This is a genomic window from Pseudomonas monsensis (assembly GCF_014268495.2).
Classification (GTDB): Bacteria; Pseudomonadota; Gammaproteobacteria; order Pseudomonadales; family Pseudomonadaceae; genus Aquipseudomonas; species Aquipseudomonas monsensis.
Map to the genome: position 1 here is coordinate 4213636 of NZ_CP077087.1, position 20095 is coordinate 4233730.

16 protein-coding genes are annotated in these 20095 nt (G+C 60.3%); 3 read left to right on the top strand and 13 right to left on the bottom strand.

The annotated features are described in order from the left end of the window. Nucleotides 1-65: 65 nt before the first annotated feature. Genes HV782_RS18540 through HV782_RS18565 form a run of 6 tightly spaced genes read right to left on the bottom strand, consistent with a single transcriptional unit; the run spans nucleotide 66 to nucleotide 6016 of the window. Nucleotides 66-1808 (bottom strand): ABC transporter substrate-binding protein, encoded by a 1743-nt coding sequence (locus HV782_RS18540; RefSeq protein WP_123462437.1) that lies wholly within the window; start codon nucleotides 1806-1808, stop codon nucleotides 66-68. 47 nt (nucleotides 1809-1855) lie between these two features. Next, entirely contained in the window at nucleotides 1856-2128 is a 273-nt protein-coding gene (locus tag HV782_RS18545) for a DUF2160 domain-containing protein (RefSeq protein WP_007912485.1), read from the bottom strand. A gap of 10 nt (nucleotides 2129-2138) precedes the next feature. Continuing rightward, on the bottom strand, nucleotides 2139-2939 hold the full coding sequence (locus tag HV782_RS18550; RefSeq protein ID WP_123450806.1) for a carbohydrate ABC transporter permease: 801 nt from the start codon (nucleotides 2937-2939) through the stop codon (nucleotides 2139-2141). A 10-nt stretch (nucleotides 2940-2949) separates the two neighbouring features. Then, complete coding sequence (locus HV782_RS18555; protein ID WP_007912484.1) at nucleotides 2950-3816, bottom strand: carbohydrate ABC transporter permease; 867 nt, start codon at nucleotides 3814-3816, stop codon at nucleotides 2950-2952. Next, complete coding sequence (locus HV782_RS18560) at nucleotides 3813-4922, bottom strand: ABC transporter ATP-binding protein (RefSeq protein WP_186744365.1); 1110 nt, start codon at nucleotides 4920-4922, stop codon at nucleotides 3813-3815. The genes HV782_RS18555 and HV782_RS18560 overlap by 4 nt, the downstream gene beginning before the upstream one ends. Continuing rightward, entirely contained in the window at nucleotides 4922-6016 is a 1095-nt protein-coding gene (locus tag HV782_RS18565; RefSeq protein WP_123462433.1) for an ABC transporter ATP-binding protein, read from the bottom strand. Before HV782_RS18565 ends, HV782_RS18560 begins: the two co-directional genes overlap by 1 nt. Nucleotides 6017-6388: 372 nt before the next feature. Here HV782_RS18565 and HV782_RS18570 point away from each other — a divergent pair, with 372 nt between their 5' ends. Continuing rightward, nucleotides 6389-8239: a sigma-54-dependent Fis family transcriptional regulator gene (locus HV782_RS18570; RefSeq protein ID WP_186744367.1), complete on the top strand. Its 1851-nt coding sequence runs from the start codon at nucleotides 6389-6391 to the stop codon at nucleotides 8237-8239. A 189-nt stretch (nucleotides 8240-8428) separates the two neighbouring features. Here HV782_RS18570 and HV782_RS18575 read toward each other — a convergent pair whose 3' ends face one another. From HV782_RS18575 to HV782_RS18585, 3 genes are all read right to left on the bottom strand, one after another. Continuing rightward, nucleotides 8429-9646 (bottom strand): MFS transporter, encoded by a 1218-nt coding sequence (locus HV782_RS18575; protein WP_186744369.1) that lies wholly within the window; start codon nucleotides 9644-9646, stop codon nucleotides 8429-8431. Nucleotides 9647-10113: 467 nt separating this feature from the next. Continuing rightward, the gene (gene cysS, locus HV782_RS18580) at nucleotides 10114-11496 is read right to left on the bottom strand and encodes a cysteine--tRNA ligase (protein ID WP_186744371.1); all 1383 of its coding nucleotides are present in this window, start codon (nucleotides 11494-11496) and stop codon (nucleotides 10114-10116) included. A 15-nt stretch (nucleotides 11497-11511) separates the two neighbouring features. Further along, entirely contained in the window at nucleotides 11512-13212 is a 1701-nt protein-coding gene (locus HV782_RS18585; protein ID WP_128614802.1) for a glutamine--tRNA ligase/YqeY domain fusion protein, read from the bottom strand. Nucleotides 13213-13462: 250 nt separating this feature from the next. Between HV782_RS18585 and HV782_RS18590 the strand changes: the two genes are divergently transcribed. Together HV782_RS18590 and lpxH are read left to right on the top strand one after the other, a co-directional pair. Beyond that, entirely contained in the window at nucleotides 13463-13969 is a 507-nt protein-coding gene (locus tag HV782_RS18590; RefSeq protein WP_186744373.1) for a peptidylprolyl isomerase, read from the top strand. Next, nucleotides 13966-14712, top strand: a complete 747-nt coding sequence (gene lpxH / locus HV782_RS18595) for a UDP-2,3-diacylglucosamine diphosphatase (protein ID WP_123462421.1) — start codon at nucleotides 13966-13968, stop codon at nucleotides 14710-14712. Before HV782_RS18590 ends, lpxH begins: the two co-directional genes overlap by 4 nt. A gap of 406 nt (nucleotides 14713-15118) precedes the next feature. On the opposite strand, the gene HV782_RS18600 is transcribed toward lpxH, so the two are convergent. The 4 genes from HV782_RS18600 to HV782_RS18615 all read right to left on the bottom strand — a co-directional run bounded on the left by HV782_RS18600 (nucleotide 15119) and on the right by HV782_RS18615 (nucleotide 20045). After that, nucleotides 15119-16648, bottom strand: coding sequence for a DHA2 family efflux MFS transporter permease subunit (locus HV782_RS18600; protein WP_123462419.1), 1530 nt, complete (start codon nucleotides 16646-16648; stop codon nucleotides 15119-15121). A 237-nt stretch (nucleotides 16649-16885) separates the two neighbouring features. Beyond that, entirely contained in the window at nucleotides 16886-18088 is a 1203-nt protein-coding gene (locus HV782_RS18605) for an HlyD family secretion protein (protein ID WP_186744375.1), read from the bottom strand. Nucleotides 18089-18103: 15 nt separating this feature from the next. Further along, a complete protein-coding gene (locus HV782_RS18610; RefSeq protein ID WP_186744377.1) occupies nucleotides 18104-19573 on the bottom strand; it encodes an efflux transporter outer membrane subunit in 1470 nt (489 codons plus the stop codon). Continuing rightward, nucleotides 19563-20045 (bottom strand): MarR family winged helix-turn-helix transcriptional regulator, encoded by a 483-nt coding sequence (locus tag HV782_RS18615; protein WP_077573642.1) that lies wholly within the window; start codon nucleotides 20043-20045, stop codon nucleotides 19563-19565. Before HV782_RS18615 ends, HV782_RS18610 begins: the two co-directional genes overlap by 11 nt. Nucleotides 20046-20095 lie beyond the last annotated feature (50 nt).

The window sequence follows — 20095 nt, forward strand, 5'->3', positions numbered from 1 at the left end:
GCGGTCGATCAAGCACAAATGAAAACGGCACCTTGCGGTGCCGTTTGCCTTTCACCGTTCCACTATCACTTGCGCGCATCCGCCCACGATTTCAGCAGTTCGTTGTAGCTCACGGTCTCGCCCTTCGGCTTCTCGTTGGCCAGTTTCGGTTTCGGTGCACCCGGTTGATCAAACCAGTATTGCGCGTCGCGCTCCGGGTTCATTTTCGGTGCACACACCGCTTGCGCCTTGGAGCGTTCGAGACGCGTCATGATCGCGTCCTGATCCTTGGCCAAACCATCCAGCGCCTGTTGCGGGGTCTTCTCGCCGCTGGCCGCTTCGGCGATGTGGCTCCACCACAATTGCGCCAGACGCGGATAGTCCGGCACGTTGGTCCCGGTCGGGGTCCATTGCACGCGGGCCGGGCTGCGGTAGAACTCGACCAGGCCACCGAGCTTCGGCGCCAGATCGGTCATCGCCTGCGAGTTGATGTCCGACTCGCGAATCGGCGTCAGGCCCACAATGGTTTTCTTCAGCGAAACGGTTTTCGAGGTGACGAACTGCGCATACAGCCACGCCGCGAGTTTCTGTTTCTCAGGCGTGGATTTCATGAACGTCCACGACCCCACGTCCTGATACCCAAGCTTCATGCCCTCCTCCCAATACGGTCCGCGCGGCGACGGCGCCATGCGCCATTTCGGCGTGCCGTCGGCGTTGACCACCGGCAGACCCGGTTTGGTCATGTCGGCGGTGAACGCGGTGTACCAGAAAATCTGCTGGGCGATGTTGCCTTGCGACGGTACTGGACCAGATTCGGAGAAGGTCATGCCTGCCGCTTCCGGTGGCGCGTACTTCTTCAGCCAGTCGACATACTTGGTGGTGGCGAACACCGCCGCCGGACCGTTGGTGTCGCCGCCACGGGTCACGCTGGAACCGACCGGGTGGCAGTCCTCGACGCGAATCCCCCACTCGTCCACCGGCAAGCCGTTGGGCAGGCCCTTGTCGCCGCCACCGGCCATGGAGAACCAGGCATCGGTGAAACGCCAGCCCAGCGACGGGTCTTTCTTGCCGTAGTCCATGTGCCCGTAGACGCGCTTGCCGTCGATTTCCTTGACGTCTTCGCTGAAAAATTTGGCGATGTCTTCATAGGCTGACCAGTTCACCGGCACGCCCAATTCGTAGCCGTACTTTTCCTTGAACTTGGCTTTCAGGTCGGCGCGTTCGAACCAGTCGGCGCGGAACCAGTAAAGGTTGGCGAACTGCTGGTCGGGCAGCTGATAAACCTTGCCGTCCGGCGCGGTGGTGAACGAGATGCCGATGAAGTCCTTGATGTCGAGGGTCGGCGAGGTGAAGTTCTTGCCTTCGTTGGCCATCAGGTCGGTGATCGATTCGGTCTTGCCGTAGCGAAAGTGCGTACCAATCAGGTCCGAGTCGTTGACCCAGCCGTCGTAGATGTTTTTGTCCGACTGCATCACCGTCTGCATTTTTTCCACCACGTCGCCTTCTTGCAGCAGGTCGTGGGTCAGCTTGATCCCGGTGATTTCGGTGAAGGCCTTGGCCAGCACCTTGGACTCGTATTCGTGGGTGGTCAGGGTCTCGGAAACCACTTTGATTTCCATGCCGCGAAACGGCTCGGCGGCCTTGATGAACCACTTCAGTTCTTCGAGTTGCTGCTCCGCCGTCAGGGTCGACGGTTTGAATTCACTGCCGATCCATTTTTTCGCCGCGTCTTCGTAGGCATCCGCCCACGCGGCGGCGCTCAAACCGCTGAGTGCCAGCATGGCTGCCAATGAAATGCTATGTCGCAGCTTATTGTTTTTGTCGAACATAGAGACCTCCTGTTTAAGTTGTGGAGCCGCGTTGCCGAACGACTCGACTAGCCCCAACGCATCACAGCCAACAGCCACACCAGGGACAACGCGGACGCCACCCAGATGCTCCAGTCGGTAGCGCCGATCACCAGCAGATGCAGGTAGGCGCTGCCGAGAAGACCGATGAACAAGCGATCGCCACGGGTGGTGGCAATCGGCAGAAAACCTCGCCGCAGGATGCTCGGCGAGCGCAACTCCCATGTCGTCATACCAACCAGAATCAGGCCGATGACGATGAAGAAAGCTGCGGTAGGTGTAGTCCAGCTCATCCATTCCATCATCAGCTCCTCAGACCCGACCGAGGGCAAAGCCCTTGGCCACGTGGTTGCGAACAAACCAGATCACCAGCATGCCCGGCAGGATGGTCAACACCCCCGCCGCCGCCAGCACGCCCCAGTCGATGCCCGAGGCCGACACCGTGCGCGTCATCACCGCCGCGATCGGCTTGGCGTTGACCGAGGTCAGCGTGCGCGCCAGCAGCAGTTCGACCCAGGAAAACATGAAGCAGAAAAACGCCGTCACGCCGATGCCGGAGCCGATCAGCGGGATAAAAATCTTCACGAAGAACTTGGGGAAACTGTAGCCGTCGATGTAGGCGGTTTCGTCGATTTCCTTGGGCACGCCGGACATGAAGCCCTCAAGAATCCACACCGCCAGCGGCACGTTGAACAGGCAGTGCGCGAGTGCCACGGCGATGTGCGTGTCGAACAGCCCGATCGACGAATACAACTGGAAGAACGGCAGCAGAAACACCGCCGGCGGCGCCATGCGGTTGGTCAGCAGCCAGAAGAACAGGTGTTTGTCGCCGAGGAAGCGATAACGCGAAAACGCATACGCCGCCGGCAACGCCACGCTCAGTGAGATCACCGTGTTCAGGCTGACGTAGTACAGCGAGTTGATGTAGCCGCTGTACCAGCTCGGATCGGTGAAGATCACCTTGTAGTTCGCCAGCGTGAAGTCCTGTGGGAAAAGGGTTAACCCGCCGAGGATTTCGGTGTTGCTCTTGAACGACATGTTCAGCAGCCAGTAGATCGGCACCAGCAGGAACAGGATGTACACCAGCAGCGGAATCAGCTTTCTCTTGCTCATGGCCGGGCCCTCAGCGGTTGGCGTCGGAATGGGTCATGGCGGTGTAGAACAGCCACGAAACCAACAGGATGATCAGGAAGTACACCAGCGAAAACGCCGCTGCCGGACCGAGGTCGAATTGCCCTACCGCCATCTGCGTCAACGTCTGACTCAAGAAGGTCGTGGCGTTACCCGGCCCGCCGCCGGTGAGCACGAACGGCTCGGTGTAGATCATGAAGCTGTCCATGAAACGCAGCATCACCGCGATCAGCAGCACGCTTTTCAGCTTCGGCAACTGAATGTGGCGGAACACTGCCCACGCCGACGCCCGGTCGATGCGCGCCGCCTGGTAATACACGTCGGGAATCGCCCGCAGACCGGAGAAGCACAACAGCGCCACCAATGAAGTCCAGTGCCAGACGTCCATCACCAGCACCGTGACCCAGGCGTCCATGGTGTTAGCCGCGTAGTTGTAGCTGATGCCCATCGCGTTAAGGCTGGAACCGAGCAGACCGATGTCGGCGCGGCCAAAGATCTGCCAGATCGTGCCGACCACGTTCCACGGGATCAGCAGCGGGATTGCCAGAATGATCAGCACCACCGACGACCAGCGGCCCTTGGTCGGCATGGTCAGGGCGACGGCGATGCCCAGCGGGATTTCAATCAGCAACACGCACGCGGAGTAGATGAACTGCCGCAGCAGCGAGTCGTGCAGACGTGGATCGAGCAGCACTTGCTTATACCAGTCGGCGCCAACGAAGTAGCGGCTGGATTGGTCGAAGATGTCCTGCACCGAATAGTTGACCACGGTCATCATCGGGATCACCGCACTGAAGGCCACCAGCAGAAACACCGGCAATACCAGCCACCAGGCCTTGTTGTTCTGCACCTTGTTCATGGCTGCACCTCATCACCGGCTTCAAGCAGAAATTCATCGGCATAGACCATCAACCACTGCGCCGGAAAACTGATGTACGCCGTGCCCTGCGGCACCGGTTTGTCTTCGGTCAGGCGCACCTTGAGTGGCGCGCCATCGAGGTCGAGGGTCATGATCTTGTAGGTGCCGAGGTCTTCGACGTGTACGACCCGCGCCTGCATCGCGTCATCAAACGGCTCGTCCCACACATGAATGAACTCGGGGCGGATGCCGACCTTCAGATTTTTCCACTGACCGTGCTCGATATGCCGTTGCATGGCGTCGGACAACGGCAGGTGCGTCGAGGCGAAACCGACGCCGCCGGGTTGCGGCTGCACGTCGATCAGGTTCATCCCCGGACTGCCGATGAAGTAGCCGACAAAGGTGTGGCTCGGCCGCTCGAACAATTCCCTTGGCGTACCGAACTGGACGATCTGGCCGCCGTACATCACCGCAATCTTGTCGGCGAAGGTCGAGGCTTCCAGTTGATCGTGGGTGACGTAGACCATGGTGATGTTGAATTGCTCGTGGATCTGCTTGAGCTTGCGCCGCAGTTTCCACTTCAGGTGCGGGTCGATCACCGTCAGCGGTTCGTCGAAGAGGATTGCCGAGACGTCGTCACGCACCAGACCACGGCCCATGGAGACTTTCTGTTTTTCGTCGGCGGTGAGGTTACGGGCCTTTTTGCTCAGCAGGTTTTGCAGGTCGAGGACTTCGGCAATTTCCTGCACCTTGCTGTGCACTTTCGCCTCGGCCATGCCCTGATTGCGCAGCGGAAAGGCGAGGTTATCGAACACGGTCATGGTGTCGTAGACCACCGGAAACTGGAAAACCTGGGCGATGTTGCGCTTCTCCGGCGTCAGGTCATTCACCGCTTTGCCGTCGAACAACACATGGCCCTGCGAGGGGCTGAGCAGGCCGGAAATGATGTTGAGCAACGTCGACTTGCCGCAACCCGACGGCCCGAGCAAGGCGTAGGCGCCGCCCTGCTCCCAGACGTGATCCATCTCGCGGATGGCATAATCCTCCGAGCCGCTCGGGGTTTTGCTGTAGCTGTGGGCGAGGTGCTGCAAACGGATTTCGGCCATCAGGCAACCCTCGCGACACGCCGGCCCGGTGCTTGCACCAGACGGCCCTGCGCATCGAACACAAACAGTTTATGGGTCGGGATGTAGATGCGGATCGGCGCATCGACGTCGTATTCGTGAACCCCCGGCAGGTGCAGCACCAGCAGGAAATGCTCGTTGCGCACGTGCAGGAAGGTTTCCGAACCGCTGATCTCCGCCACTTCGACGGTGACCGCCAGTTCCAGATCGTCATCGTTGCTCGGCACCAGCGAAATGTGGCTGGGGCGCACGCCGAAACGAAACTCGCCCTCACCCACCGGGCGCAGATCGACGTTCAACGGGAAGTGCACAAAATTGGCGAAGCTGACTTCGTTGCCGGCGATGCGTCCCGGCATCAGGTTGATCGGTGGTTCGGAGAACAATTCCGCCGCCAATACGGTTTGCGGCTGGTGGTACACCGAAGTCGACGGGCCGCTCTGAATCACCCGGCCTTCGTGAAGAATGGTTGTGGTGCCGCCGAGTGCCAGCGCTTCGTTGGGTTCGGTGGTGGCGTAGATCGCGATGGTATGGCGCGCCTTGAACAGCTCGCGCATTTCCTGACGCAGTTCTTCGCGCAACTTGTAGTCGAGGTTGACCAGCGGCTCGTCGAACAGGATCAGCTCGGCATCCTTGACCAGCGCGCGGGCCATCGCCGTGCGCTGCTGTTGGCCGCCGGAGAGTTCCAGCGGATAGCGCTGCAGAAACTTCTCGATGCGCAGCATCTTCGCGGTTTCCAGCACTTTGCTCTGAATGATTTCTTTCGAGACCCCGGCCTGACGCAGGGGCGAGGCGATGTTCTCGAACACGGTCATGGTCGGGTAATTGATGAACTGCTGATAGACCATCGACACGTTGCGCAACCGCACCGGGCGCTGGGTGACATCGACGCCGTTCATCAGGATGCGCCCGCTGTCGGGCTTGTCCAGCCCGGCCATTAACCGCATGAGGCTGGTTTTGCCGGACAGCGTGCGCCCAAGCAAAACGTTGAACGAACCGGGTTCGAATTTCAGGCAGGCATCGTCGATCCAGGTCTGGCCCTCGACGGTGCGGCTGACGTGCTCCAGGGTGAGTGACATGGCTCGGCCTTTTTATTATTGGAGTCAAGCGACCTGTGCATCAGAGCGACATTCGTGCCAGAAATGGCAAGTGGTTGATTTGTCGTGAAAAGTGGCGAAAACGTGGCGAACGGGCGTTCATTGCTGAACACATTTGAACAGTTGAGCGATTGACAATGAACAATAGTGAACAACACTCTATGAACTCATTTCGGTGAACACCGGAGATCCTGTGGGAGCGAGCTTGCTCGCGAATGCGGTGTGTCATTCAACCGATTCGGTGACTGATACGACGCTTTCGCGAGCAAGCTCGCTCCCACAGTTGATCTGTGTGGTTCTCGGGATTTGGGTTCATAACAACAATAAAAACGCTGCATCAGAGGCTGACCCGCCATGGCCGCACCTGCCCCGCCGCTGTCCCACGACGCGATCGTCCAGACGTCCTGGCAACGTTGCCGCGCCTTCGGTCTCGACCACCACAGCACCCCGGCCTTCGATCAACTGCCTGCCGCCGGCATCGCGCAGTTGCTCGACAGTCACCATGCGCTGGTGCAGACCACCCATCAGGAAGTCCTGCCCTATTACGAAAACATCCTGAGCAATTCCAATTGCCTGATCATGCTCGCCGACAATCAGGGCCAGGTGCTGACGTCGTGGGGCACGCAACGCTTTATCGAACCGAATCTGGCGCGGGGGTTCCGGGCCGGCGCGAGCTGGAGGGAACGCTCAAGCGGCACCAACGCGATCGGCACCGCTCTGGCCTGCGAACAGGCGGTGCATATCGAGCACGACGAGCACTTCCTCAAGGCCAACCGTTTCATGACCGGTTCCGCCGCACCGATTTTCGACGCCGAGCGCAAAGTCATCGCGGTGCTCGACGTGTCCAGCGACAGCTACCTGCCGCCGTCGCACACCCTGGGCATGGTCAAGATGATGAGCCAGACCGTGGAAAACCGGCTGATTCTCAACCTGTTCCACGGCCAGCATTTTCAACTGACCTTCAACACCGGGTTGAACAACCTCGACAGTCAGTGGGCGGGGTTGTTGATCTTTGATGAGAGCGGTCAGGTGCTGTCGGCCAATCGGCGTGCGGACAATCTGCTCGGTGTGCGCCTGTCGCGGGTCAGCGTCGAAAGCCTGTTCAAGGTGTCGCTGCTGGAGTTGCTCAATCAGCCGGAGGGCTTGCCGTTTGCCTTGCAGACGTCCGGGCGTAACCGTTTTCAGTGTCTGTTGAAGCGGCCGCAACAAGCGCCGCTCCAGCCGCGGGTGTTTGCCGAGCCGAAACGTGCGGAACCACCGGTTAGAACGTCGAACGCGATCAGCCTCAATACCTTGCACTTCGGCGACAGTCGCGTGGAAAAAGCCGTGCGCCAGGCCGAACGGTTGCTGGAAAAGGATATTCCGCTGCTCATCCACGGTGAAACCGGCGTCGGCAAAGAGGTCTTCGTCAAAGCCCTGCATCAGGCCAGCTCCCGTAGCAAACAGGCGTTCATTGCCGTCAACTGCGCGGCGATCCCCGCCGAACTGGTCGAGTCCGAACTGTTCGGCTATGAGAAAGGCGCGTTCACCGGCGCCAACCAGAAAGGCAGCATCGGCCTGATTCGCAAGGCTGACAGAGGCACTCTGTTTCTCGACGAGATTGGCGATATGCCGTTGCCGACGCAGGCGCGGTTGCTGCGCGTGTTGCAAGAACGTTGCGTGCAACCGGTGGGCAGTAGCGAGCTGTTCCCGGTGGACTTGCGGATCATTTCAGCGACGAATCGCTCTTTACGTGAACAAGTGCAATTGGGCCGGTTTCGTGAGGATTTGTACTACCGCATTGGCGGTTTGACCCTGGAACTGCCGCCGCTGCGGGAGCGCAGTGATAAAGAGGCGTTGTTCAAGCGGTTGTGGGAGCAGCATCGTGAACCGACGCAGTGGGCGGGGTTGAGCCAGGAGGTGCTGGAGCTGTTCAGCCGACATCCTTGGCCGGGGAATTTACGGCAAGTCAGCAGCGTGATGCAGGTGGCGTTGGCGATGGCTGAGGAGCAGCCGGTCAGACCTGAGCATTTGCCGGATGATTTTTTTGTTGATCTGGAGATGGAGCCGGTTGAGAGCGCGGCGCCGTTGGGGCTGGATCTGAATGATGTCGAGGCGTTGAACCGGGAGTTGAAGGCTTCCGGGGGGAATATTTCCCATTTGGCGCGGCGATTGGGTGTGAGTCGGAATACGCTTTACAAGCGGCTGCGCCAGATTGAGGGTTGAGTGAACCCCGTTCCCCTCATCGGAACGCCGCCCGCCCAGCCCTCTCCCCCAGGAGAGGGAGCTGACCGAGGTGTCTGGCGCTGAACATCGACCTGAAACATCGTGGCGATTATGGATTCGGTACCGCACGTTCAGGTCGGCGTATCTATTGAGCATCCCCCATTCAGTCCCCTCTCCTGGGGGAGAGGGCTAGGGTGAGGGCGAAAGTTCTGGCTCAACATGCGCAACCGAAGCCGCCTCCAATGTCCGCAACCCCACCAGCACAACCACCACCATCATCAACCCTGCACCAATCGCCACGCCGAACCCTGCCCGCGCGCCCCACGCATCAATCACCAGCCCCGCCAGCATGCCGCCTAGCGCAACGCCAATGCTGATACCCGTGGTCATCCACGTCAGCCCTTCGGTGATCCGCGACGGAGGAATAATGATCGTCCCCATTTTCATCACCACGACCATCGTTGGCGCAAACGAGATGCCCGCGATAAACAGCGCCGCTGTCAGCACATAAACATCCGTTGCAAAAACAGGCAGCACACCGGTGAACGCCGTCACCAATATCCCGACCAGAAACTGTTTTTCAATCGCCAGGGAAACCCGCAATGCACCAAACGTCAGGCCCGCCACCAATGAGCCAAACGCATAGGCAGCAAGGATGAAGGTCGCCGACGCTGGCCAGCCCTGCGCATTGGCGAAGGCGACGACCGCGACATCGATTGCGCCACCAATGACGCCCATCGCCAACAGCGCCAGAACAATGGTGCGAACGCCGGGAATCAGCAGGGTTGAGCCGCCATGGCTGGCGTGGCCCACGACAACTTTAGGTTCAGTCTGGCGTTGCAGCAGAAACGCGGTCACCCCAATAGCTAACAACCCGACCGCAACCAGCGGCCCGGCTTCGGCGAAAAAACTCACGCTCAGACCGATCGCCAGTGGCGGGCCGACGATATAGGCCAGCTCGGTGAGGACGGTGTCCAGCGAGAACGCTGTGTGCAATTGCGGCTTGCCCCGGAACAACTGCGTCCATCTGGCGCGGATCATCGACGGCATGCTCGGCATCGTCCCCGCCAGCGCCGCTAGAACAAACAGCAGTGCGGCCGGTGCCCGCATGTAAACCGCGAGGATCAGTGCCAGCAACATGGCAATGCTGAACGCCGTGACGACGGGTAGCACGCGGCTCTGGCCATGCTGATCAACCAGTCTGGAGATGTGTGGGCCGAGCAACGCATTGGCCAGGGTGAAAGTCCCGGCGACGGCACCGGCCAGCCAGTACACACCGGTTTGCTGCACCAGCATGGTGATGATGCCGATGCCGATCATTGCCTGTGGCAAGCGCGCGATAGAACTCGCGAGCACTAACCCGGTGGCGCCGGGGGTCGTTAGCAGCTCGCGGTAGTGATTGGCCATGGTGTTTCCCTTACATGATCGTCGCTGCTCAGCATCCGGCTGAACGCGTTGCCGACATCAAGACCTACGCGAACGTCAAAAGCAACCCTCACCCCAGCCCTCTCCCGGAGGGAGAGGGAGCCGACCGAGGTGTCTGGCGTTGTACATCGACCTGAAAAACCGAGTTGATTATGGATTCAAATCTGGACCAGGTCGGCACTTTGACACCCTCACCCTCACCCCAGCCCTCTCCCGGAGGGAGAGGGAGCTGACCGAGGTGTCTGGCGTTGTACATCGACCTGAAAAAACCAGTCGATTATGGATTCAAAGCAGCACGTTCAAGTCGGCGTATTTCCTGAACATCCCCCAATCGGTCCCCTCTCCCTCCGGGCGGCCCGACGTTTCGGGTGGGTTAGGGTGAGGGGCTTTTCTCGCGCCCAAACAAAAACCCGCACAAGGCGGGTTTTGTTTTAAAGCAGATAAGGCAATCAGTCAGCCAGACGCCAGGTAGTCCCACCCTTCCCGTCTTCCAACACAACGCCCATCGCCGTCAGCTGATCACGGATACGATCGGACTCAGCCCAATCCTTCCCCGCCCGCGCCGCCAGACGTGCAGCAATCAGTGCATCAACCTCAGCCGCATCGACACGCCCTTCAGCGCCCGCCTGCAGGAAGTCATCCGCCTCCAACTGCAACACACCCAGCACGCTCGCCAGCTCTTTCAGACGCGCCGCCAGACCGGCCGCTGCGTCGAGATCGCTCTCGCGCAGGCGGTTGATCTCACGCACCATCTCGAACAGCACGGCGCAGGCTTCCGGCGTGCCGAAGTCGTCGTTCATCACCGTGGTGAAACGCTCGACGAACGCTTCGCCGCCGGCCGGGGCAACGTTCGGCAGGCCTTTCAACGCGTGGTAGAAACGCTCGAGTGCGCCCTTCGCGTCCTTGAGGTTGTCTTCCGAGTAGTTGATCGCGCTGCGGTAGTGGCTCGACACCAGCAGGTAACGCACGACTTCCGGGTGGTACTTGTCGAGCACGTCGCGAATGGTGAAGAAGTTGTTCAAGGACTTGGACATCTTCTCGCCATTGATGCGGATCATGCCGCAATGCATCCACGCGTTGGCGTAGGTCTTGCCGGTGGCCGCTTCGCTCTGGGCGATTTCGTTTTCATGGTGCGGGAACTCGAGGTCGCTGCCGCCGCCATGAATGTCGAAGGTCTCGCCGAGGCAGCAGGTGGACATCACCGAGCACTCGATGTGCCAGCCCGGACGCCCGGCGCCCCATGGCGATTCCCAGCTCGGCTCGCCCGGTTTGGCGGCTTTCCACAGCACGAAGTCCAGCGGGTCTTCTTTCGACTCGTCGACTTCGATGCGCGCACCGATGCGCAGGTCTTCGATCTTCTTGCGCGACAGCTTGCCGTAGCCCATGAACTTGGCGACGCGGTAGTACACGTCGCCATTGCCCGGGGCGTAGGCGTAACCCTTGTCGATCAAGGTCTGGATCATCGCGTGCATGCCCGGAATGTGATCCGTGGCACGCGGCTCCATGTCCGGCTTCTTGATATTCAGGCGCGCTTCGTCTTCGTGCATCGCGGCGATCATGCGCTCGGTCAACGCGTCGAACGATTCACCGTTCTCGCGGGCACGATTGATGATCTTATCGTCGATGTCGGTGATGTTGCGCACGTAGGTCAGGTCGTAGCCGCTGAAACGCAACCAGCGGGTCACCAGGTCGAACGCGACCATGCTGCGGCCATGGCCGAGGTGGCAGTAGTCGTACACGGTCATGCCGCACACGTACATGCGCACCTTGTTGCCATCCAGCGGTTTGAAGACTTCTTTGCTCTTGGTGAGCGTGTTGTAGATCGTTAGCACGTTAAATCCCTTGAATCACTGGCCCCACGAATCACGCAGAGTCACGGTACGGTTGAATACCGGCTGACCGGGTTTCGAGTCCTTGATATCCGCGACGAAGTAGCCTTCGCGCTCGAACTGGAAACGGTCTTCCGGCTGTGCGTCGCCAAGCGATGGCTCAGCACGACAACCGGTCAGCACTTGCAGTGAGTCAGGGTTGATGTTGTCGAGGAAGCTCGCGCTGTCCTCGGCCTTCTCCGGGTTCGGCGAACGGAACAGGCGATCATACAGACGCACTTCGCACTCAATGCTGGCAGCCGCCGGCACCCAGTGGATCACGCCTTTGACCTTGCGGCCTTCCGGGTTCTTGCCCAGGGTGTCCGGATCGTAGGAGCAGCGCAGTTCGACGATGTTGCCGTCGGCATCCTTGATCGCTTCGTCGGCACGGATCACGTAGCTGCCGCGCAGACGCACTTCGCCGTTCGGCTCCAGGCGCTTGTAGCCCTTTGGCGGTTCTTCCATGAAGTCATCGCGGTCGATGTAGATTTCACGGGCGAACGGCAGCTTGCGCACGCCGAGTTCTTCCTTCTGCGGATGACGCGGCAGTTCGAGCTTCTCGACCTGGTCTTGCGGATAGTTGGTAATCACGACTTTCAACGGACGTAGCACGCACATGGCGCGCGGAGCGTTCGCGTCCAGGTCCTGACGGATGCTGAACTCGAGCATGCCGAAGTCGACTACGCCATCGGAACGGTTGGTGCCGATCATGTCGCAGAAGTTGCGGATCGAAGCCGGGGTGTAGCCACGGCGGCGGAAACCCGACAACGTGGACATGCGCGGGTCGTCCCAGCCATTGACGTGCTTTTCATCGACCAGTTGCTTGAGCTTGCGCTTGCTGGTGATGGTGTAGTTGAGGTTCAGGCGGCTGAACTCGTACTGACGCGGGTGCGCCGGCACTGGCAGTGCGTCGAGGAACCACTCGTACAGCGGACGATGGCTTTCGAACTCCAGGGTGCAGATCGAGTGGGTGATGCCTTCGATGGCGTCCGACTGACCGTGGGTGAAGTCGTAGTTCGGGTAGATGCACCACTTGTCACCGGTCTGGTGGTGATGGGCGTGGCGGATGCGGTACATGATCGGGTCGCGCAGGTTCATGTTCGGCGAGGCCATGTCGATCTTCGCGCGCAGCACACGGGCGCCGTCCGGGAACTCACCGGCACGCATGCGGGCGAACAGGTCCAGGTTCTCTTCAACCGAACGGTCGCGGAACGGGCTGTTCTTGCCTGGCTCGGTCAGCGTGCCACGGTATTCCTTGGCCTGCTCAGGGGTCAGGTCGTCGACGTAGGCCTTGCCGGCCTTGATCAGCTCCACGGCCCAGTCGTGCAACTGGTCGAAATACTGCGAGGCGTAGCGCACTTCACCGGACCACTCGAAGCCCAGCCATTTGACGTCGCTTTCGATCGCGTCGATGTATTCCTGGTCTTCCTTGGCCGGGTTGGTGTCGTCGAAACGCAGGTGCGTGACGCCCCCGAACTCCTGGGCCAGGCCGAAGTTCACGCAGATCGACTTGGCGTGACCAATGTGCAGGTAGCCGTTGGGCTCAGGCGGGAAACGGGTGACGATCTGGGTGTGCTTGCCCGAGTCCAGGTCTGCCTGGATGATCGGCCGCAGGAAATTGACCGGCACGGCAGGGCCGGACTTGGCATTCGAGGTAGGGTCGACAGTGGGCTTGCTCATAGGATCCTTGACTTACATGTGCGCGGCCGCAAAGGGGGCCAGACAAAACAAAGCCGCTATCATAGCCGATGCTGTCAAGGGCCTGACAGAGCACGGCCTATAAAGGAGCGCATTTAATCGCCGGGAAATGAAAAACAGCCTCGAAATTCGCGCCTGTCACGCTAAACTGCGCACCTTGGCCGAAGCAGGCTGAACCGGTTTCGGGACTCAGTGTCCGAAAACCACGAATTCCTTATAAAGAGTAGCGATCATGACTCAAGTTAAATTGACCACCAATCATGGCGACATCGTCATCGAACTGGACGCGGAAAAAGCGCCAATCACCGTTGCCAACTTTCTCGAATATGTTAAAGCCGGTCACTACGAAAACGTGGTTTTCCACCGTGTGATCAAGGGTTTCATGATCCAGGGCGGCGGTTTCCAGCCTGGCATGCAGGAAAAGAAAGACAAGCGCGCCAGCATCCAGAACGAAGCGGATAACGGCCTGAAGAACGAAAAGTACACCCTGGCGATGGCCCGCACCATGGACCCGCATTCGGCCTCGGCGCAGTTCTTCATCAACGCCACCAACAACAGCTTCCTCAACCACACCGCCAAGACCGCTCAGGGCTGGGGTTATGCCGTGTTCGGTAAAGTGGTTGCCGGTACCGACGTGGTCGACAAGATCGAAGGCGTTGCCACCACTTCCAAGGCCGGTCACCAGGACGTGCCGAAAGACGACGTGATCATCGAGAAAGCCGAGATCATCGAAGCGTGATATTGCTGATTTCAGACTTGCATCTGGAAGAGGAGCGCCCGGACATTACCCGGGCGTTTCTGGATTTGCTCGCCGGACGCGCCCGCTCGGCGAGTGCGTTGTACATCCTCGGCGACTTCTTCGAGGCGTGGATTGGCGACGACGCCATGACGCCCTTTCAGCGTTCCATCTGCCAGGCCCTGCGCCAATTGAGCGACAGCGGCACGGCGATCTTTCTGATGCACGGCAATCGCGACTTCCTGCTCGGCAAGGCCTTCTGCAAAGAAGCCGGCTGCACGCTATTGAAGGACCCGAGTGTCGTGCAGTTCTATGGCGAGCCGGTGCTGTTGATGCACGGCGACAGCCTCTGCACCCGCGACGAAGCCTATATGAAGCTGCGTCGCTACCTGCGCAACCCGATCACCCTGTTCATCCTGCGCCATCTGCCGCTGAGCACCCGCCATAAACTGGCGCGCAAACTGCGCAGCGAAAGCCGTGCGCAGACGCGGATGAAGGCCAACGACATTGTCGACGTCACGCCGCACGAGATTCCACGGATCATGCAGCAATACGGGGTGAAAACCCTGATTCACGGCCACACCCACCGCCCGGCGATCCACAAACTGCAGCTCGGCGAGCAGGCGGCCAAGCGGATTGTGCTGGGGGATTGGGATCGTCAGGGATGGGCGTTGCAGGTCGATGAGAGCGGCTACGCCTTGGCGCCGTTCGACTTCGCCCCGCCGCTGGCTTTGCCGCACGGCTGAAGAACTTTACCCCCTCACCCCAGCCCTCTCCCCCAAGGGGGCGAGGGGGAAAGGGAGCCGTTCTCTATGCTTTTCAAAACCTGAGTTCGACTCGGTATCGCAAGTCGGCGTACCTCAAACAAAAAACTCGGTCAGTCCCCTCTCCCCTAGTGAGCGAGGGGGAAAGGGAGCCGTTCTCTATGTTTTTCAAAACCTGAGTTCGACTCGGTATTGCAAGTCGGCGTACCTCAAACAATCAACTCGGTCAGTCCCCTCTCCCCTAGTGAGCGAGGGGGAAAGGGAGCCGATCTCTGTGCTTTTCAAAACCTGAGTTCGGCTCGGTATTGCAAGTCGGCGTACCTCGAACATGCACCACGGTCAGTCCCCTCTCCCTCTGGGAGAGGGTTAGGGTGAGGGGCTTTTGACCTTAGTGTCCGGAAGCCGCCGGCCCTGCCTTCGCGGCAAACGGCGGTTTCGCCAGCCACACAATCAGAATCAGCCCCATGAACCCCCAGCCCAACAGCGTGAAGTAATCCACGGTGGAGAGCATGTACGCCTGGCTGGAGAGGATCTGGTCCATCTGCGCGTACGCCGATTGGCTCGCGCCGCCCAGGTGATTCAAGGTCTCCCGGGTTGCCGGTTCGAAAGTGCTGATGCTTTCACTCATGTACGCATGGTGCTGATTGGCGCGGCGAATCCAGATCCACGTAGTCAACGATGCCGCGAAGCTGCCACCGAGGGTCCGCAGGAAGGTCGCCAGGCCGGCACCATCGGCAATCTGGCTCGGCGGCAGGTCGGACATCAGGATGCTCAGGGTCGGCATGAAGAACAGCGCCACGCCGATGCCCATGAACAGCTGCACGAGTGCGATGTGCTGGAAGTCCACTTCATTGGTGAACCCCGCCCGCATGAAGCAACTCAAGCCAATCGCCAGAAACGCCAGCCCGGCCAGCAGACGCAGGTCGAACTTGTGCGCGTACTTGCCGACAAATGGCGACAGCAACACCGGCAGGATACCGATCGGCGCCACGGCCAGACCGGCCCAGGTTGCGGTGTACCCCATCTGGGTTTGCAGCCACTGCGGCAGGATCAGGTTGATGCCGAAGAACCCGGCGTAACCCAGCACCAGCACCAGCGTGCCGATGCGGAAGTTGCGGTAAGCGAACAGGCGCAGGTTGACCACTGGATGCTGGTCGGTCATTTCCCAGATGACGAACACCGCCAGCGCGATCACCGAAATCGCCGCACCGATGATGATGAAGTTCGACTCGAACCAGTCCAGATCATTGCCCTTGTCGAGGATCACCTGCAACGCACCGACGCCAATGATCAGACTGATCAGCCCGACGTAGTCCATCGGCTGGCGACTGGTTTCCACCGGACGCTTGGCCAGTTGCGAGCGCACCACCATCACCGCAAAGATGCCGATCGGTACGTTGATAAAGAAGATCCATGGCCAGCTGTAGCTGTCAGTGATCCAGCCACCGAGAATGGGACCGGCAATCGGCGCGACCACCGTAACCATCGCCAGCAACGCCAGGGCCATGCCGCGCCTCGCGGGCGGATACACGGCAATCAACAACGTCTGCGTCATCGGGTACAGCGGCCCGGCCACCAGGCCTTGCAGCACGCGGAAACCGATCAGTTCCGGCATCGACGTCGAGATACCGCAGAGGAACGAGGCCAGCACAAACAGAATGGTGGCCCAGAGAAACAGCTTCACCTCGCCGAAACGACGGCTGAGCCAACCGGTCAGCGGCAGCGCAATCGCGTTGCTCACGGCGAACGAGGTGATCACCCACGTGCCCTGCTCCGAACTGACCCCGAGGTTGCCGGAAATCGTCGGCAGCGCCACGTTGGCAATGGTGGTGTCGAGCACTTGCATGAACGTCGCCAGCGACAGGCCGATGGTGCTGAGCAACAGGCTGGGCGGCGTGAAAGAGGCGTTATTGCTCATTGTGAATCCTTTGGAACCGGGTTGGCGCCCTGTCTGTTACAGACACAGCAGCCCTTGTGGGAAAAAATCAATGTTGCAAGGAAACACTGTGGCGAGGGGATTTATCCCCGATAGGCCGCGAAGCGGCCCCTCCTTTGATTCAGAAAAGCCGGGCCTGCTGCGCAGTCCATCGGGGATAAATCCCCTCACCACAGTAAATCTCATCACCTTGAGAACCTGTTCCCACAGGGGAAAGATTCAGCGTTGCGCGGTTTTGCTCAGCGCAGCGCTGTTGTCGTGGATCAGCTGCGCAATCATCGCGTCGGCTTCAGCCAGTTGGCGGTCGTAGACGTTGGTGCTGAACGAGGCTTTTTGCGGCGGTTGCTGCGCCAGTACCGGGCCGCTCTGGTCGTGCAGGTTGACTTCAACGTTGGTCGACAGGCCGACGCGCAGCGGATGTTTGGCCAGTTCTTCGGCATTGATGTGAATGCGCACCGGCACACGCTGCACGATCTTGATCCAGTTACCCGTGGCGTTCTGCGCCGGCAGCAAGGCAAACGCGCTGCCGGTACCGGCGCCGAGGCTGTCGACGGTGCCGCTGAATTTCACGTCGCTGCCATAGATGTCAGACTCGATATCAACCGGCTGACCGATGCGCATGTCACGCAGCTGGGTCTCCTTGAAGTTGGCGTCGATCCACAGTTGATCCAGTGGAATCACCGCCATCAGCGCGGTGCCCGGCTGGACCCGTTGACCGAGTTGCACGGTGCGCTTGGCGACGTAACCGGTGACTGGCGCGATCAAGGTACTGCGGGCATTGGTCAGGTAGGCCTGACGCAGGTCGGCAGCGGCCGCCATCACATCCGGGTGCGACGACACCACGGTGTCATCGACCAGCGCGCTGGTGGTTTTCAGTTGCTGTTTGGCGTTGGCCAGGGCGTTTTGCGCCGAGGTCAGGTCGTCGCGGGCGTGGGACAGTTCTTCCTGGGAAATCGCGCCGCCAGCGGCGAGGTTTTTCCGGCGGTTGTAGTTGTCCTGGGCCTTCTGCACTTCAGCCTGTTGCGCGTTGACCTGGGCTTTCATGCCATCGACGTTGCTGTACAGGCCGCGCACCTGACGCACGGTGCGCGCCAGTTTTGCCTGGGCACTTTGCAGGCCGACTTCGGCGTCGTTGGGGTCGAAGTTGATCAGCACCTGGCCTTCGTGAACCAGATCACCGTCATCCGCGCCAATGCTGACCACGGTGCCGGTGACCAACGGGGTGATTTCGACGACGTTGCCGTTGACGTAGGCGTCGTCGGTGCTTTCGTTAAAGCGCCCGATGAACTCGTGGTACGCCCAGACGCCGGCGCAGGCGAGCGCGACCACAACGGCCAGCGCCAACAGCATCACTTTGCGTTTGCGCGGATTGCCGGTGTCGGGGGTGGAGCCTTGAGCTTGAGTGTTTTCGGCAGTGGCCATGACAAATACCTTGAATTAGTTGTGCGGCGTGGCTGGGGTGGCGTTGGCTGCGGTCAGGGTTTCACCCTGGAAGCCGCCGCCCAGCGCTTGCATCAATTGAATCGACAGGTCGATCTGCTCGGCATTGAGGTTGGCCAGTTGACGCTGGGCCTGCAGCAATTGCTGCTCGATGCTGAGCACGTCCAGGTAGTTGCCGATGCCGGAACCGTAACGCTGGACGACGGTGTTGTAAGAATCCTGAGCAATGTCGGTGGCGTGTTGCTGCGCGCCGATCTGCCGGCCGATATCACGCAGCTGGTTGATCGTGTCACTGACATCGCCCAGGGCTTTCACCAGGCTTTTGTTGTACTGCGCCACCGCCAGATCGTAATCGGCGTCGCGCGCATCGAGGTTGGCGCGCAGGCGTCCGCCGTCGAAGATCGGCACCGAAATGGTCGGGGCAATGTTGAAGAAACGACTGGCCGAGCCGAACATCGCGTCACCCAACAGGGATTCGGCACCGGCCGAGGCCGTGAGGTTCAGGTTGGGATAGAAGCGGGTTTTCGCCGAGTCGATGTCCTTGCTCGCCGCTTCGACGCGCCAGCGCGCAGCGACCAGGTCCGGGCGACGGCCAAGCAATTCCGCCGGCAGCACCGACGGCACGGCGACAGCGCTGGCTTGCAGGACTTTTGGCCGGGCGATTTCGTTGCCGCGATCCGGGCCTTTGCCAAGCAGCACGGCCAAAGCGATTTTCGCGCTGTTCAGGCGTTTTTCCGCGTCGATCAGACTGGCTTCGGAACTGGCTTCCAGACTCTGGGTTTGCTGGAACTGGTACTGGCTGTCGATCCCGGAACTCAGGCGACGCTGGCTCAGGTCGAGCATTTGTTTGGTGCGCTTGAGGTCTTCGTTCGCCAGGTCATAAACGATGTGCGCCTGACCAAGATCGCTGTAAGCGCGAGCGACGTCGGCGGCGAGGCTCAGTTGTGCAGCCTGACGATCGACTTCAGCGGCGCGGGCCTGACCGAGTGCGGCTTCCCAGGCATCACGCTGGCCGCCCCACAGGTCGAAGTTGTAATTGAAGCCGGCGCTGACATTACGCACGGTGGCGTAGGCATCGCCCTGCCCTCGCGGGTCCTGATCCTTGGCCAGGCGCGAACGGCTGATACCGGCGCTGGCGTCGAGGGTCGGATAGCGTTCGGCATCGGCGGCATACGCGGCGGCGCTGGCCTGATGCGCGCGGGCCTCGGCGATCTGCATGTCCGGGCTGTCGTGCAGGGCTTCGCGGATCAGACCGTCGAGTTGCGAATCGCCAAGGCTGGTCCACCAGTCGCTCTTCGGCCATGCGGCCGGCGACAGGGTCACGCCGTTGAGGGACTGGCTGACATTGAGGCTTTTCGCATCAAGGCTTTTGCCTTGAGTGTCGAGGCCGCTGTAGTTGGCGCAGCCGGCGAGGATCATCGCCGACAGCACCAGGGTCAGGCTGCTGCGCAAGGTGTTACCGCTCATTGTGTTCACCTAACCGCTGGATAGTGATCGGATCACCGGCTGCCAGCAGGATTTTCTTGAGGATGTATTCCAGGGTCTTCAACTCGTCCGGAGTGACGGCGCCGGCCAGTTCATTCATCGCATCGGCGCCGATGTGCGGCAGGCGATCGGCCAGTTGCTGGCCTTGTTCGGTCAACTTGAGCTGCACCTGACGGCGATCGCCTTCGCTGCGCTGGCGAGCGAGAAAGCCTTTCTGCTCCAGACGATCGAGCATGCGTGTCATCGAACCGCTGTCCAGCGACAGATGCCGACACAGCTCGGCCGGGGTGTCGACGCCGAACTGGGCCATGATGATCAACACCTTGAACTGCGCGGCGGTAATGCCATGCGGCTCCATGTGGGTGTCGATGATCCGGTCCTTGAGCAGCGCAGCACGACCCAGCAACAGGCCGAGATGACAGTGTTTGAATTCGTCCGGGGTGAAATGCTTCATGTGCTCACCTAATAACTGCCTAGGCAGTGAATGTATGTCGAGATGTTACT

Bases quoted from the DNA above. Each gene is read 5' to 3' on its own strand.
- HV782_RS18545 (WP_007912485.1), bottom strand. From the start codon at position 2,128: ATGGAATGGATGAGCTGGACTACACCTACCGCAGCTTTCTTCATCGTC.
- HV782_RS18610 (WP_186744377.1), bottom strand. From the start codon at position 19,573: ATGAGCGGTAACACCTTGCGCAGCAGCCTGACCCTGGTGCTGTCGGCG.
- HV782_RS18560 (WP_186744365.1), bottom strand. From the start codon at position 4,922: ATGGCCGAAATCCGTTTGCAGCACCTCGCCCACAGCTACAGCAAAACC.
- HV782_RS18575 (WP_186744369.1), bottom strand. From the start codon at position 9,646: ATGGCCAATCACTACCGCGAGCTGCTAACGACCCCCGGCGCCACCGGG.
- HV782_RS18540 (WP_123462437.1), bottom strand. From the start codon at position 1,808: ATGTTCGACAAAAACAATAAGCTGCGACATAGCATTTCATTGGCAGCC.
- HV782_RS18570 (WP_186744367.1), top strand. From the start codon at position 6,389: ATGGCCGCACCTGCCCCGCCGCTGTCCCACGACGCGATCGTCCAGACG.
- HV782_RS18550 (WP_123450806.1), bottom strand. From the start codon at position 2,939: ATGAGCAAGAGAAAGCTGATTCCGCTGCTGGTGTACATCCTGTTCCTG.
- HV782_RS18605 (WP_186744375.1), bottom strand. From the start codon at position 18,088: ATGGCCACTGCCGAAAACACTCAAGCTCAAGGCTCCACCCCCGACACC.
- HV782_RS18590 (WP_186744373.1), top strand. From the start codon at position 13,463: ATGACTCAAGTTAAATTGACCACCAATCATGGCGACATCGTCATCGAA.
- HV782_RS18585 (WP_128614802.1), bottom strand. From the start codon at position 13,212: ATGAGCAAGCCCACTGTCGACCCTACCTCGAATGCCAAGTCCGGCCCT.
- HV782_RS18555 (WP_007912484.1), bottom strand. From the start codon at position 3,816: ATGAACAAGGTGCAGAACAACAAGGCCTGGTGGCTGGTATTGCCGGTG.
- HV782_RS18600 (WP_123462419.1), bottom strand. From the start codon at position 16,648: ATGAGCAATAACGCCTCTTTCACGCCGCCCAGCCTGTTGCTCAGCACC.
- HV782_RS18565 (WP_123462433.1), bottom strand. From the start codon at position 6,016: ATGTCACTCACCCTGGAGCACGTCAGCCGCACCGTCGAGGGCCAGACC.
- HV782_RS18615 (WP_077573642.1), bottom strand. From the start codon at position 20,045: ATGAAGCATTTCACCCCGGACGAATTCAAACACTGTCATCTCGGCCTG.